Here is a 14,535-nt window from a genome sequence, read left to right as displayed (position 1 = left end):
AGGGACGCACATAGAAAATATTGGCGTTTACACTATGGGACTGATAAGATTATATTTTAGCAGGGGGAATTATTTATGGCAACTAAAAAGAGCGAAGCAGCTGAGACCAAGAAGGCAGCAACCAAGACTACGACCAAGGCACCGGCTAAGAAAGCACCCGCCAAGAAGGTTTATGCTTATGTGTTCTTCAACTGCGATGATGGCAAGAACCAGGCTTCCATGAATATTCGCTACAACAACGAGATTTTCGCCGACAAGGCAACTTCCCGCAAGGCACTTCTGGAGAAGGTCCTTCAGGAGGTAAAGGACGGGCGTGTCAACCTTGCTGATAAGGAGCGCGTGACAGAAATCATCCTCAAGGGTGAGCCAGCCGAGGCCAGCGTATACATGCAGTACGGCACCATCGAAAGGGTTATCCTGCACTGACAGGCCATGATAAAATAAGAAAAGAAGCCATCCAGCTGGGTGGCTTCTTTCTTTTTAGATATCCTTTTTACTGCACGTTCATAGAAAGCTCGATGAACTTGTTGGCCAGCTTGGCCTTCTGGAGCACTTCCTCGGTGATGTCCGCACCGGCTTCGACGATGACGATGCCGTTATCCATTTTGATGGTGCGGGCAGCCTTCTTGCCCAGGAGGAAGCGGCGATGGCGCTCCTCGGTAGCCTTGTCAGCGGCAGCCTGCTTGGGATCTGCAGCCTTGGCAGATGCTTTCTGAGCCTCTTTGGCAGGCTCGGCTTTCTTGGGCTCGGGCTTGGACTCAGCCTTGGGAGCTTTGGCAGTTTTTTCCTCTGCCTGAGTCTCCTCCTTTACGGGCTCTGCGGGCGTTTCTTCAGCCTTGGGAGCCTCTGCAGGGGCTTCTTCTTTGGGCTCGTCCTTAGGCTCTGCCTTGGGGGCTGCAGGAGCAGGTGCGCTTACAGGTTTAGTTTTTTTTTCCTCGGAAGCGCCGTTAGGGTCTATGACGGTGACCTGCTTGCCGAAGATGGAAATCTGGTCGCAGGTGACATCAGAGGTGGTGCCATCAGGAGCAGTGATCTCGCACTTCTCAATCTTGCCATCATCGCCGATGTAGACTTCGGTGATCTGGCCCTGGATAGTACCGGACTTGGTGATGGCCTTGGTGCCGATGACGCGGATGTTATCGTCCAGCAGGGCTTCATAGTCGCCGGCATCGTCCAGCTTCAGGATGTTCTCGCTGTTGGTGATGGTGACAGCGTCGTCACCGATGGCGATGACGGATTCGTAAGGAATGAGCTTCACCCCGCGGTACCAGTCCTCATCCTCAATGGTGATGGCTGCTACCAGGCCATTGCGGGCATCCATGAGCAGGGTCTTGCTCATGCCCAGTTCCCGGCCTTCGGTGATGCTGATGACCGGCAGCCCCAGGATTTCTACGCTTTTCTTCATGTCTTGTTCCCCCATTTAATGCTTTACTTAGCCTGCCTTTTGGCAAACTCGTCTTCTATCTCCTGAAGTATCTCAGGGGTGAGTTTGGAAAACGGCGTGGCCAGGGATTGATGTTTCTTCAGGATATCTTGAACGGTGCCAAGGTAGCGCAGGGTCTTGGAGAATTCCTGCACCATGGCATCGTCACCGGCAATGATGGGCATGCCCAGGGACTCGGCGTAAAGGTTGATGGCCTCACTATAGGAAGCCCTTTCCTTGTACATCCCTGCCAGCTCGATGATGAGGAAGGGAGTATAGCTGTCCTCGGGGTAGCGGTCGATGGCCGCCCGGTAGGCTGTGATGGCGGCATCCACATCCTTTTCTTTGTTGGCATAGGCAAAGTCCAGGATCTCGTCCAGTGTGGAAAGCTCTGCCACGGCGGCTTCTGCCGCATCGGGCTCCAGGGATATTGTCCTGCTTTCCTGAGGTGCCGGGGCAGCCTCTGCCGGCTGTTCCGGGCTCTCCTCCTCTTGGGGCGCAGGTTCCTCTGCCGGGGCAGGGGGCTGTTCCTCAGGAGATTCCTCGTCCGTGGCAGGGATTTCTGCAGCAGAGGAATCTTCCTCCGGCACAGGTTCTTCCTCTGCCTTGTTTTCGGTTTCCTGGTTTTCTGCTTTTTCTGCCGATGCGTCTGCTTCTGCGGTTCCTGCATCCGCCATATCTTCCACAGTTTCTGCAGTGTCTATGGTTTCTACGGTTTCAGCCGCTTCAGCCATTTCTCCGGCATCGGCTGGGGCAGGTTCTTCGGCAGCCTCTTCCGGCTGCTCTGCCTCCGTCACGGTGGTTTCCGGTACTTCTTCGTCAGGTTCTTCTGCGGCGGTTTCAATCTCAGTCTCAGCTGTGTCAGCGGGCGCTTCTGCAGCTTCGGGCTGACCTTCCTCTGTTGGTGCTTCCGCGGCGGCTTCTTCGGCGGGCTCTGCTGCCGTAGAGTTGGCCTTGACGGCTTCCTGCAGGCGCTGGCTGAGTTTTTCCCCAGCTTCGGTCTTTGCTTCGCTTTCGGATGCTGCCTGCAGCATCTCTTCGGCTTCTTCCTCTTCCTCCGTCTCCAGGGTCAGCACTGCGCCGCCTGCGGCGGCCAGCTGTCTGTGCTCCCGTTTCAGCAGGTATTCATTGATGAGGGTCACCAAACCTGCAGCTACCAGCACCAGGGCGATGAGCTTGAAGTAATGGCCCTGATCCAGGAAGGGGGAGAGTATGATGGTGGCTCCGTTGACTCCAAAGGCCATCATGGCACAGAGCACCAGGGAAATCCATTTCAGCTCCAGACCGAAGAAGCGGCACAGCTTATATATGAGCAGTATGCTGACAGCCATGATAGCGGCTGTGACAACAAAAAAAGTCATAATGGCTCACTTCATTCCTTTTCCTATGAATCAAGGGGAAACTCCCTTGATTTATCCCATAACTCAACAATATTGTAGCGTTTTCAAGGGAGAATTGCAAGTCTACGAAAATGTCTGAATATACGCTTGGAGAAATTTGAAATTTTCTTTCATAAGCAGGGGGATTTTCGCCTGTCTTTATAGTATAATAAGAAGAAGAAAGGAAGATGTGCATGACAGTGGAAAGGGAGGCGCTCCTTAAAAGCGAGAACGGCCTGCATGTGCGTGTGGCCGCTATGCTGGTGCAGCAGGCAGAGGAGCTGGGCCGCCGCTTTGGGGTGCGGCTTTTTCTGCGCACGGAGAGCTCGCGGCCCCGGGAAATGAGCAATCTCATGAAGCTCATTGGCCTGAAGGTTTCCTCAGGGGACAAGGTCTTTGTGTCTGCGGAGGGACTCTCCCCGGATACGCCGCCAGAGCATTTGGAGCAGGCTGCGGATTCCATGCGGGAACTTTTGGAGAGCGATTTCGAGGAGCGGGGCGCTGAGAGGATCCATCAGGTGGACAGGCTGCTGCACGAAAACGCCCTCATGCAGCAGCGGCTGCAGATGATACTGGAGGCGGTGCAGGACGGCATCTGCGTGGTGGACAGCACCGGCGTCATTACTTACGTCAATCCCGCATATCTGCGCATCGTCCACAAGACCCCGGAAATGGTGGTGGGCACTAATGTCCACGAGACTGCTCCCGACGGCAACCGCTGCGGGGTGCTGAACTCCGGTATCGCCCGCATCGGCAGCATCAGCCATAAAAAGGACGGCACGACGCTTGTGGCCAATGTTACCCCTATCTTTGTAGAGGGGGAGATAGCAGGGGTGGTGTCCGTATCCAAGGATATCACGGAACTGCAGACTATGATGGAGCGTCTTTCACAGGTTTCTGCCCGGGCAGAGTATCTGGAGCAGGAGCTGCTGCGCACCAAGAAGACCGCTCAGGCTTTTGCCAATTACATAGGCAAGAGCGGCAAGGTGGTGGATGTGCTGGCTCTGGCCACCAAGGCGGCGGCTTCCTCAGCTACCGTGCTCATTCAGGGCGAAAGCGGGACTGGCAAGGAGGTCATTGCCGAGGGCATACATTATGCCAGCAGCCGCAGGCGCGCTCCTTATATAAGGGTCAATTGCGGTGCCATCCCCGGGGCCCTGCTGGAATCAGAGCTGTTCGGCCACGAGAAGGGGGCCTTTACCGGGGCAGTGAAGAAGAAGCTGGGCAAGTTCGAGCTGGCAGATGGAGGTACTATCTTCCTGGATGAAATCGGGGAGATGGACAAGAACATGCAGGTGAAGCTCCTGCGGGTGCTGCAGCAAAGGGAGTTCTACCGGGTAGGCGGCGAGGAGAATGTCCATGTGGACGTGCGCATTATCGCTGCGACCAATCGGAATCTGGAGCAGCTGGTGAAGGAGGGAGGCTTCCGGGAGGACCTCTACTACCGCCTGAATGTCATTCCTCTGGTTCTGCCTCCGCTCAGGGACAGGGTGGATGATATCCCCCTGCTGGTGGAGCATTTCATAGAGAAAATCAGCAAGGAGACGGGCAGGCCCGTGCAGGGCATCACCCCCGAGGCCATGACTCTCCTCATGCACTACAGCTGGCCTGGCAATGTGCGGGAACTGGAAAATGTCATCGAGCGTGTCATCACCCTGATGGACGGGGACCGCATAGAGACAGCTGCGCTGCCTTCCTATATCAAGGGAGACAGCAGGATAGCCGAACCGGCACAGGCTACGTCTTCTGCTGCGCCGCAACCAGTGGCAGGTGAGGAAGTCCGCACCTGGGAGGAGTATGAGAAGGAGATCATAGCTCATGCCCTGGATAAGGCCGGCAGCTTCAACGCGGCAGGAAAGCTGCTACGGATAAGTCATAAGACTGTAGCGGCCAAGGCCAGGAAGTATGGGTTGGTATAATTTACCAGGTTGGTATATTTTACCAGCGGACAATTCTGTTAGTAGGTAAAAATTACCAAAAAGATGTTAGTTCCACTTAAGTTTTTTCCCGCCTGCGTCTGTGCAGGCGGTGAAAATAGATGAATTTTCGGCCCTTTGCAGAAGTTGGCACGTTGCTTGCATATTTATTAGGCAAATGCTTCGGTGCGGGCTTCATCAGAGAGCCGAAAAGAAGCAGCAAACTGTAAGTTTTAAGAATGGAGAGATTTCAAAATGACTGAAGCAACTATCATGATCGAGAACAAGACCGGCATCCATGCACGTCCTGCATCCATCTTCGTGCAGACTGCAACCAAGTTCAAGTCCAAGGTTCAGATCAAGGCCAAGGGCAAGACTGTTGATGCCAAGAGCATTCTCATGATCATGAGCATGGGCCTTGTGAAGGGCACTGAGATGACCATTCTGGCTGATGGCCCGGATGAGGCTGAGGCAGTGAAGGCCCTGACCGACCTGGTGGCTTCCAAGTTCGGCGAGGAGTAATTTCAGAGGAATTGCTTCGGAGGCTCTCCCCAGAGATCCCGAGACAGGGGGCTCGGGGAGAGCCTTTATTTATGCCTTGCCCGTGAGGGGGAGGCTGTGCGGGAAACATTCCTAAATTTATGACATTGCTTTATTTTTAGTTATGTCTTTTTGATTACAGGGGGAAAAGAAAAATGGCAGTAACGATTCGTGGTAAGGGCGTTATCTCCGGTATCGCCGTGGGCAAGATCATGCTGGCAGGTCAGAACTTGGACGGCTACCTGGTGAACTATCAGCCGGGTTCTGTGGATGAAGAGAAGAACAAGGCCGAAGGCGCCCTCACTGCTGTAGCTGACATCCTTAGCGAGAGCGTAGAGCGCATGCAGAAGAACGAGGATCAGAAGGAGCAGGCTGCCATCATGGAAGCACACCGCATGATGGTGCAGGATCCTGCCCTCCATGACAGCATCATCAGCAAGATCGAGGAGCTGGGCAATGCTCCCCAGTCCGTGCTGAAGGCTGCTGAGGAGCAGGCTGCCATGTTCGAATCTATGGAGGATGAGTACTTCGCAGCCCGTGCCGTTGACCTCCGCGATGTGGGCAAGCGCATTGCCAAGTACATCCTGGGCGTCAAGGAGCCCGAGATTGGTGACGAGAAAGTCATCCTCTGCGGCCAGGAGGTAGAGCCCTCCGTCATCGCCGGCATGCCTACCGAGCAGATTGCAGGCGTGCTGCTGGGCGCTGGTTCCACCACCGCTCATGCCGTCATCATCGCCAAGGCTCGTGCTATCCCCACCGTGGTGGGCCTGGGCGAGAAGCTGGAGGCTATTTCCGATGGCGACCATGTCATCGTGGACGGCGAGCAGGGCGAGATTGTCATCAACCCCAACGAGGCTGAGCGCGCCAGCTACAACGAGAAGATCCAGAAGCAGAAGGAGCTGGCTGCCCACTATGCACAGCTCAAGGACCTGGAAGCTGTCACCACTGACGGCGTGAAGGTCGAGCTCATGGCCAACATCGGCTCCCACATGGACGTTGACAACGCCCTCACCTACGGCGCACAGGGCGTGGGCCTCTTCCGCTCCGAGTTCGTCTTCATGGGCCGTGAGGATATCCCCAACGAGGAAGATCAGTTCAAGGCTTACAAGGAAGCTATCGAGAAGTGCAAGGGCAACCTTTGCGTCATCCGCACCATGGATATCGGCGGCGACAAGCCCCTGCCGTACCTGAACATCCCCAAGGAGGAGAACCCCTTCCTGGGCTTCCGCGCCGTGCGTATCTCCCTGAAGCGCCGCGACCTCTTCCTGCCCCAGCTGAAGGCTATCCTGCGTGCAGGCGTTTACGGCAAGGCTGCCATCATGGTGCCTATGGTCATCAACGTGGCTGAGTTCAAGAAGGTCAAGGAGTTCATCGAGGAGGCCAAGCTGGAGCTGGAGCACGAGGGTAAGGCTTATTCCAACAGCGTGCAGGTTGGTATCATGGTTGAGACCCCGGCTGCTGCTGTCATGACCCCGGTCCTTGCCAAGTACGTGGACTTCTTCTCCATCGGCACCAACGACCTGGTGCAGTACACCCTGGCCTGCGACCGCGGCAACGCCAGCATCTCCGACCTCTACAACCACTTCAACCCCGCTGTGCTGAGCCTCATCCAGCGCACCATCACCAGTGCCCGCGAGAACGGCATCTGGGCCGGCATGTGCGGTGAGATGGCCAGCGACCCCAACGCCGCTGTGCTGCTCCTGGGCATGGGCATCAACGAGCTCTCCATGAGCGCTCCCTCCATTCCCCGCGTGAAGGAGAAGATCCGCTCCATCTCCTCCATCAAGGCCAAGGAAATCCTGGCTGACGTCATGAAGATGGAAGATGGCGACGAGATCAAGGCATATCTGGCCAAGGTTCTCTAAGAAATACTTTCCATATGAAATAAAGAATCCCGCCCGAGGCATTTGTACTTCGGGGGGGATTTTGCTTTGGGGAGTTGTTGACATAAAGCATGGTTCTGCTAGAATTGAAGCAAAGAGAGGATGTTCAGGCTGAAACGGGGTGAGACTATGAAGCAGCATTTTGTGATGCCTGTGGGGGTGGATGACTTCCGGCAGGTGCGGGAGAAATATTACTATGTGGACAAGACGGATTTTATCCGTAAGCTGATTGACGGCCATGCTCAGGCTACGCTGATAACCCGGCCCAGGCGTTTCGGCAAGACTCTGACTATGAGCATGCTTTACTACTTCTTTTCCAACAAAGATGCAGAGGCTAACCGTGTCCTGTTTGAGGGCAGTAGGGTAGAGCAAGCTGGTGAGCAGTATATGGCGGAGCAGGGAACGCGGCCAGTGGTGTTCATCAGTCTGAAGGATATCAAGGAAGATACATTTGAAGGCATGCTGGCAAGCTTCGCAAGTTCTATGCAAGGTATGTATCAGTCATTTCGGTGGCTGCTGGAAGGTGATGCCTTATATGCCGAGGAAAAAGAAGCATATAAAACAGTGCTGAACGGCAAGGCAGACAGGACTGAACTGCAATTTTCCCTGAAGCAATTGACGGCGTATCTTCATAGGTACTATGGCAAACAAGTTCTCGTGCTGATAGATGAATACGATGCCCCCATCCAATACGCTTGGGATTACGGCTATTATGACGAGGCCATTGTCTTTGTGAGGAACTATCTCAGCTCAGTGCTGAAGACCAATCCCCATCTGGACTTCGCCGTGCTGACAGGGGTGCTGAGGATTGCCAAGGAGAGCATTTTCAGTTCCCTTAATAATCTGGAAGTGGCAAGTGTAGCCTCTGGGGAATTTTTGGATGTCATGGGCTTTACTTATGAGGAAATCCAGAAGATGGCAGCAGATTTCAAAGTGGAAGACAAGCTGCCGGAAATAAAGACATGGTACGACGGTTACAACTTTGGTGGGCAGGAAATATACAATCCTTGGTCGGTTATATGCTATTTCAAGCAAAAGTGCCGTCCTGCTGCCTATTGGGTGAATACCTCCGGCAATGCTATCCTGAGGAAGATGCTTGAAAAGGCCACTGCAGCACAGATCAAGGCGCTGACAGATCTCCTGCATGGCAAAAAGATAACTGCCACCATTGATGAAGGAGTTATCTATGATGGCATCTACAAGAACAGCAATGCTCTCTTCTCCATGCTGCTGACCACCGGCTATCTCACCATGGTGGATTATCCCGATTATGCCGAGGGGGAAACCCGCTCTACTATGAGGATTCCCAACAGGGAAATTAGTTACCTTTTCAAGGGAGAGGTCATGGCACATCTGGAGAGTGTCACCCCTGATAATACCCTTTTGGGCCAATTGCTGGATAGCCTGCTCATGGGCAATGCCGAGGATTTTGCCGAAGGCTTATCAAATTATCTGCGGTTGATGGCAAGCTTTTATGATACGGCGGCCAGGGAAAGCTTCTATCATGGTTTGGTGCTGGGTCTGTTGGCTACCTTGATGCCCCGCTTCGAGGTGGTGTCCAACCGCGAATCCGGCTACGGCAGATTCGATGTAGCCATCTTCCCGTGCAAGAACCAGACCTCAGGCGCTCTGCTGGAGTTCAAGGTGGCAGAAAGTGAAGCGGAAATGCCGGAGCGGGCCAAAGAAGCCCTGGCGCAGATAGAGGTCAACCAGTATGCAGCTGAATTTGAGAGGCGCGGGGTAAAGAATTTTTGGCAGTATGGCATTGCCTTTTGGGGAAAGAAATGCCATATCGAAGCAAGAGGAAATTGAGTTCTACAGAGTGAAAGAATCCCGCCTGAAGCGATGGTGCTTAGGGCGGGATTTTTGGCAGGCAGGAATTTTCTTGTTTACGTAGAAATAGAATAACATGTTTTTCATGACAATTGCCTTGGAAGTTGGTACAATAGAGGCGGTTGTAAACATGTAATCTGTTATTCGGGAGGAATTTCATATATGAGCCTGATGGATAATATACGCAAAGTCACCCCCTATACTCCGGGGGAGCAGCCTCAGCGGAAGGTCATCAAATTGAATACCAATGAGTCACCCTACCCTCCTTCACCGCAGGTGGTGGAGGCCATCAGGGGCATCAAGGCATCGAAGCTGCGGCTATATCCTGACCCGGACTGCCGGGAGCTTCGTGAAGCTTTGGCGGAGGAGTATGGGCTGGAGCCGGAGCAGGTGTTCGTGGGCGTGGGGTCTGATGATGTGCTCTCCATGTGCTTCCTGACCTATTTTGCAGGGAAGAAGCCCATTCTCTTCAACGATATCACCTATTCCTTCTACGAGGTATGGGCTGACGTTTACCGCATCCCCTTCGAGACGGTGCCCCTGCGGGAGGATTTCTCCTTTGATCCTGCGGGCTTCATGAAGGAGAACGGTGGCATTGTCCTCTGCAATCCCAATGCCCCCACCAGCCTGGAAGGTGACATGGCGGATATTGAGAAAGTGGTGGCAGAGAATCAGGATTCTGTGGTCATCATTGACGAGGCCTATGTGGACTTCGGCGGCCGCACGGCCCTGCCGCTCTTGAAGAAGTACCCCAATGTGGTCATCGTGCGCACCATGTCCAAGTCCCGGGCCCTGGCAGGCCTGCGGGTGGGGTATGCCTTCGGCAGCAAAGAGCTTATCAAGGCGCTTCATGATGTGAAGTTCTCCGTGAACTCCTATACGCTGAATATGCCAGCTTTGGCCGCAGGCGTGGCCGCTGCCAATGACAGGGAGTATTTCGAGGAGACGGTGGACCGGGTGCTGGTGACCCGGGAGAAGACCAAGGAAGCCCTCAGAGGCTTTGGCTTCACGGTGCTGGAATCCCGCACCAATTTCCTCTTTGCCAAACCGCCTGCAGGCACTTCGGCAGAGTCCCTCTTTGAGAAGCTGAAGGAGAAGGATATCTACGTCCGCTTCTTCAACAAGCCCCGCTTGTCTGATTATCTGCGTATCACTGTCGGCACCGATGCCGAGATGGAGCAGTTCATCAAAGTATTGCAGGATGTGCTTTGAGGGCTATTTAGGCCTCCACCGTTTACGGGGGAGGTGGCAGCCGTAGGCTGACGGAAGGGGGGCGTCGAAGTCGTTTTTCGTCCTCTCATTCCACCTTCCCTGCGAGGGGGAAGGCTTTTACATCATCAACACCCGGTCTGTTGCTCAGGGCTTCAGGCCGGTTGTTTTATTTTGTGCATTTTTCTGCTGGCAAAGTTCATGTTCTGGGGGTATGATAGGGAGGAAAAGTTTAGGGAAGAGAGGAAAGATAATACATGATTGACTTGCTTGATGTCCATACCCATACCATTGCCAGTGTTCATGCCTACAGCTCCATCCGGGAGATGGCGGAAGCCGGCAAGCGCAAGGGGCTGAAGCTGTTGGGGATTTCTGACCACACTCCCTCCATGCCCGGCTGCTTCGGGGATTTTTACTTCTGCAATTTCAAGGTCATTCCCCGGGAGGCAGAGCAGGGTTATGGCATAGATATGGTCATGGGGGCGGAGCTGAACATCATCGACTATAGCGGCTCTACGGATTTGCGGGGGGAATTCCTTTCCCGCCTGGACTACGCCGTGGCCAGCCTGCACGACCCCTGCATCAAGCCCGGCACGAAGGAGGAGAACACCGCTGCCATCTTAGGTGCCATGCGGAATCCGAAAGTTAAAATTATCGGCCACCCGGACAATCCCAAATACCCGGTGGACTTTGAAGCTGTCGCCAGGGCTGCGGTGGAAAACCACGTGCTGCTGGAGCTGAACAACAGCTCCTACACCCCGGGAGGCTCCCGCAAGGGCTCCAGGGAATTGGCAGGGGAGCTCATGGAGGCGGCCAGGCGCCACGGTGCCATGATGATCATGGGCAGCGATGCCCATGTGGAGTTCGATGTGGGCAATCATGCCTATGCCCTGGAACTGGTGCAGCAGTACGGCTTCCCGGAGGAGCTCATCATCAATTCTTCCCCCGAAAAGTTCAAGGAATGGATTGAATCCTAAAGTTCCTTAGCAGGGATGGAGCTCCTGGGTGGCGAATACATAAGAGAGAAACGGAAGTAAAATCGGCATATTGTGACTTGAAGTGTTGGGCTGTTGTATGGTTTTCATATAACAGCCCTTTTTCTAAGGAGGTACTTCCATGCTGCAGGAATGTCATAAGAGATATTGGGAAAGCGACAGGCTGGACTTGATCGAGTCCGTGAAGAAGCTTCTCCGCAGGAAAAAGAAGGAGTCGGATGCAAGGCATGACAGCGCCATCTATATCCACATGCTCTTTCGCCTGATCAGTGCGGATACTGCACGGGAAATCCGGGAGGCTATTGCTGAAATCATGCCGGAGGCAGTGGTGACGGGCATGACGGAGACCCTCTATGTCAACGAGGATCTGGAGTCCATGCTGCGCATGAACATCACCTTCCTGCAGCACAGCAAGGTGCAGCTGCTGGAGTATCTGGGGCCTCCTGAGGGCTATGAGGAGGCAGGCAGGGAGATGGGGGAGAAGGTCCATAACCTGCCTCTGGTAAAGGCTGTAGGCATCTACAGTGCCGGCCTTTCCACGGATTTTCACAAGTTCGTTTCCAGCGTAGTCAGCGGCAATGAAGAGGTGCCGTTCTTTGGCGCCACGGCGGGCATGTTTGAGTTCAGCGCCGATGACAGCGAGAGGTTCAGCAATCTTTTTTTCTTCGACAAGTACAATGATACAGACCAGCAGTATGTGGTGGGGGAGAAGGTTTATTATCAGGGCACCCTGCTGGTGTTGTTCTCAGGCGAGGAACTTCACGTGAAGGTGGACTATATCTTTGGCTGGAAGCCTCTGGGCAAGGAAATGACCATCACTGAAACCTGCGGGCAAAACTGCATTTCCCGCATTGACAGCATGCGTCCTACGGAGGTTTTCCGCCGCTATCTGAAGGTGAACCCGGACGAGAACTTCCTCTACAATATCTACGAATTTCCCATGGCTGTCCAGCGCAATGGCTGCATCATGGGCAGGGTGGCGCCCCGCTATGACCATGAGGGGCGGATCTACTTCAGCAGCGACGTGTACGAGGGGGAGAAGGTGCGCCTCACCTACGCTGTCCATGACGATCTGGTGCAGGAGACAGAGATTGCCAGCGAGTATATGTGGGGCTTTGCCCCGGAGGTCATGTATCTGGTGATGTGCGGCAACCGTACCGTTTTTCTGAAGGATAAGGCCCGCCTGGAGGTGGATGCCTTTCGCCGTTTTGCCAGCAATCTCATCTGCAACTATGGCACTTCGGAAATCTACTGCCATCATGGCAGAGGGGGCATCCTGAACAGTGCCCTGATAGCTGTGGGCATGCGGGAGGGAGAGGCCTGGCTGAAGGTCTGCGCCGATACCAGCACCCATCGGGGACTCCATGATGTCATCCCCCTGTCCGAGCGTATGGCGGCCTTTCTGGATGCGGTGACTGAGGAGCTGAAGGAGAGCAATCGGGAACTGAAGGAAATGGCGGAGGCGGCAGAAGCTGCCAGCCGCGCCAAGAGCCAGTTCCTTTCCAACATGAGCCACGAAATCCGCACTCCCATCAATGCGGTGCTGGGCATGGATGAAATGATCATCCGGGAGGCCAAGGAGGAGAATATCCGGGAGTATGCGGAAAATATTCGCACGGCGGGTACGTCCTTGCTGGGCCTCATCAATGATATCCTGGACTTTTCCAAGATTGAAGCGGGGAAAATGGAGATCATTCCCGTGGAGTACACAGTGAGCTCCCTCCTCAACGACCTGGTGAATATGATTTCCCAGCGGGCGGAGAAGAAAGGGCTGGAGTTCAGAGTGGAAGCGGCAGAGGATGTGCCCAGCGTGCTGAAAGGGGACGAGATACGCCTGCGGCAGGTGGTCACCAATATTCTCACCAACGCCGTGAAATACACAGAAAAGGGCAGTGTCACCCTGCGCTTTGGCTGGGAAAAGACGGAGGAGCAGGAAATCTTTCTCTGCATTGCGGTGAAGGATACGGGCATCGGCATCAAGGCCGAGGATATCGAAAAGCTTTTCCACGCCTTCGAGCGCATCGAGGAGGAGCGGAACCGCAGCATCGAGGGCACGGGCCTGGGCATGAACATCACCCAGAGGCTGCTGGAGCTCATGGGCAGCAGGCTGGAGGTAGAGAGCCGGTATGGCGAAGGCTCCGAATTTTCCTTCAGGGTGAAGCAGCAGGTGGTGGACTGGTCCCCCATGGGTGACTATGAGCGGGCCTACTTGAACAGCATCCAGCAGAAGAAGGCCTATCGGGAGAGTTTCATTGCCCCGGAGGCAAGGCTTCTCATTGTAGATGATACCGCCATGAACCTCACAGTGGCCAAGGGGCTGCTGAAGGCCACCCGGGTGCAGATAGACACGGCTCTCAGCGGCTATGAGGCCCTGGACAAAGTCCGGGAAAAAGCATATCATCTGATCCTGCTGGACCACCGCATGCCGGGCCTTGACGGGGTGGAAACCCTGGCCCGCATGAGAGAGCTGGAAGAATCCCCCGGCTATCCCAACAAGGAAACCCCGGTCATCGTCCTCACCGCCAATGCTGTCAGCGGCGCCCGTGAAGAATACATGGCGGCAGGCTTTGACGACTATCTGACCAAGCCCATCGACAGCCAGCATCTGGAAGCCACTCTGCAGAAATACCTGCCCGGTGATTTGGTGCAGGCTGCAGAGGCTGCTCCCCCGCAGGAGGAAGAGGCTGAGCTGCCGGATTGGCTGCTGGCGGCTGGGGGCATAGATACTGAAGCGGGAGTGGCCCACTGCGGCTCAGTGGCAGCCTATATGGATGCCCTGCAGGTCTTTGCCGAATCCATCGAAGGGAACGCCCGGGAAATCGAGGGCTTCTATCAGGCGGAGGACTGGGGAAACTACACCACCAAAGTCCACGCCCTCAAGAGCACGGCCCGGGTCATTGGAGCCGGGGAACTTTCCGAGCGGGCCAGACGGCTGGAAGATGCGGGCAACAACCTCTACTGCGAGGAAATCAGGGAAGGCACGGAGCCGCTGCTGGAGCTTTACCGCAGCTTCCTCCCCAGCCTTGCCCCCCTGCTGCCCCAGGAAAAAGACGAGAGCGGCAAGCCGCCAATCAGCGGGGAAGAACTCTCCGAAGCCTGGCAGGCTATGGGTGAAGTGGTCATGAGCTTTGATTACGACAGCCTGCGTTTCATGCTGGAGGAGATGTCTTCTTACCAGCTGCCCCAGGAAGAGGCAGAAAGGCTCAGGCAGGTAAAGGAAGCCGCCCGCCTGCCGGACTGGGAGAAGCTCAAGGAAATTTTGGGTTAAGGGCCGGGGAGCAAAGGGAAAAGGCTGTTCTCTGGCGAATATTGCAAGTTAGCGGATAATGAGCGTGAATGAGGGCACAAGCCACAGTC

The 14,535-nt window shown here is 54.9% G+C and carries 10 protein-coding genes; 8 read left to right on the top strand and 2 right to left on the bottom strand.

The genetic code is table 11. The annotated features are described in order from the left end of the window. Positions 1 to 75 precede the first annotated feature (75 nt). The gene (locus P159_RS0104425; RefSeq protein ID WP_029541797.1) at positions 76 to 426 is read left to right on the top strand and encodes a hypothetical protein; all 351 of its coding nucleotides are present in this window, start codon (positions 76 to 78) and stop codon (positions 424 to 426) included. Between the two features lie 67 nt (positions 427 to 493). Here P159_RS0104425 and P159_RS0104420 read toward each other — a convergent pair whose 3' ends face one another. Further along, positions 494 to 1,405, bottom strand: a complete 912-nt coding sequence (locus P159_RS0104420) for a PRC-barrel domain-containing protein (protein ID WP_029541794.1) — start codon at positions 1,403 to 1,405, stop codon at positions 494 to 496. Positions 1,406 to 1,428: 23 nt separating this feature from the next. Then, positions 1,429 to 2,784 (bottom strand): hypothetical protein, encoded by a 1,356-nt coding sequence (locus P159_RS19115; RefSeq protein WP_051650104.1) that lies wholly within the window; start codon positions 2,782 to 2,784, stop codon positions 1,429 to 1,431. Positions 2,785 to 2,996: 212 nt separating this feature from the next. Here P159_RS19115 and P159_RS0104405 point away from each other — a divergent pair, with 212 nt between their 5' ends. The 7 genes from P159_RS0104405 to P159_RS19110 all read left to right on the top strand — a co-directional run bounded on the left by P159_RS0104405 (position 2,997) and on the right by P159_RS19110 (position 14,446). Further along, positions 2,997 to 4,721, top strand: a complete 1,725-nt coding sequence (locus P159_RS0104405; protein ID WP_029541791.1) for a sigma 54-interacting transcriptional regulator — start codon at positions 2,997 to 2,999, stop codon at positions 4,719 to 4,721. Between the two features lie 252 nt (positions 4,722 to 4,973). Further along, positions 4,974 to 5,240, top strand: a complete 267-nt coding sequence (locus P159_RS0104400; RefSeq protein ID WP_029541788.1) for an HPr family phosphocarrier protein — start codon at positions 4,974 to 4,976, stop codon at positions 5,238 to 5,240. 173 nt (positions 5,241 to 5,413) lie between these two features. Further along, positions 5,414 to 7,123, top strand: a complete 1,710-nt coding sequence (gene ptsP / locus P159_RS0104395; protein ID WP_029541786.1) for a phosphoenolpyruvate--protein phosphotransferase — start codon at positions 5,414 to 5,416, stop codon at positions 7,121 to 7,123. A gap of 147 nt (positions 7,124 to 7,270) precedes the next feature. Continuing rightward, entirely contained in the window at positions 7,271 to 8,953 is a 1,683-nt protein-coding gene (locus tag P159_RS0104390; protein ID WP_221174045.1) for an AAA family ATPase, read from the top strand. A gap of 183 nt (positions 8,954 to 9,136) precedes the next feature. Continuing rightward, a complete protein-coding gene (hisC, locus tag P159_RS0104385; protein ID WP_029541782.1) occupies positions 9,137 to 10,186 on the top strand; it encodes a histidinol-phosphate transaminase in 1,050 nt (349 codons plus the stop codon). Between the two features lie 254 nt (positions 10,187 to 10,440). Continuing rightward, the gene (locus P159_RS0104380) at positions 10,441 to 11,160 is read left to right on the top strand and encodes a phosphatase (protein WP_029541781.1); all 720 of its coding nucleotides are present in this window, start codon (positions 10,441 to 10,443) and stop codon (positions 11,158 to 11,160) included. Positions 11,161 to 11,299: 139 nt separating this feature from the next. After that, positions 11,300 to 14,446 carry an ATP-binding protein gene (locus tag P159_RS19110; RefSeq protein ID WP_051650102.1) on the top strand — a complete coding sequence of 1,049 codons (3,147 nt, stop codon included), beginning with the start codon at positions 11,300 to 11,302 and terminating at the stop codon, positions 14,444 to 14,446. The last annotated feature ends 89 nt before the right edge of the window (positions 14,447 to 14,535 follow it).

This window comes from Selenomonas sp. AB3002 (assembly GCF_000702545.1).
Lineage (GTDB): Bacteria > Bacillota > Negativicutes > Selenomonadales > Selenomonadaceae > Selenomonas_B > Selenomonas_B ruminantium_A.
This window is presented reverse-complemented; position numbering and strand designations above follow the sequence as displayed.

What these genes read in the sequence shown, in the direction of transcription:
- P159_RS0104425 (WP_029541797.1), top strand. Translation starts at nt 76, where the DNA reads ATGGCAACTAAAAAGAGCGAAGCAGCTGAGACCAAGAAGGCAGCAACC.
- P159_RS0104420 (WP_029541794.1), bottom strand. Translation starts at nt 1,405, where the DNA reads ATGAAGAAAAGCGTAGAAATCCTGGGGCTGCCGGTCATCAGCATCACC.
- P159_RS19115 (WP_051650104.1), bottom strand. Translation starts at nt 2,784, where the DNA reads ATGACTTTTTTTGTTGTCACAGCCGCTATCATGGCTGTCAGCATACTG.
- P159_RS0104405 (WP_029541791.1), top strand. Translation starts at nt 2,997, where the DNA reads ATGACAGTGGAAAGGGAGGCGCTCCTTAAAAGCGAGAACGGCCTGCAT.
- P159_RS0104400 (WP_029541788.1), top strand. Translation starts at nt 4,974, where the DNA reads ATGACTGAAGCAACTATCATGATCGAGAACAAGACCGGCATCCATGCA.
- ptsP (WP_029541786.1), top strand. Translation starts at nt 5,414, where the DNA reads ATGGCAGTAACGATTCGTGGTAAGGGCGTTATCTCCGGTATCGCCGTG.
- P159_RS0104390 (WP_221174045.1), top strand. Translation starts at nt 7,271, where the DNA reads ATGAAGCAGCATTTTGTGATGCCTGTGGGGGTGGATGACTTCCGGCAG.
- hisC (WP_029541782.1), top strand. Translation starts at nt 9,137, where the DNA reads ATGAGCCTGATGGATAATATACGCAAAGTCACCCCCTATACTCCGGGG.
- P159_RS0104380 (WP_029541781.1), top strand. Translation starts at nt 10,441, where the DNA reads ATGATTGACTTGCTTGATGTCCATACCCATACCATTGCCAGTGTTCAT.
- P159_RS19110 (WP_051650102.1), top strand. Translation starts at nt 11,300, where the DNA reads ATGCTGCAGGAATGTCATAAGAGATATTGGGAAAGCGACAGGCTGGAC.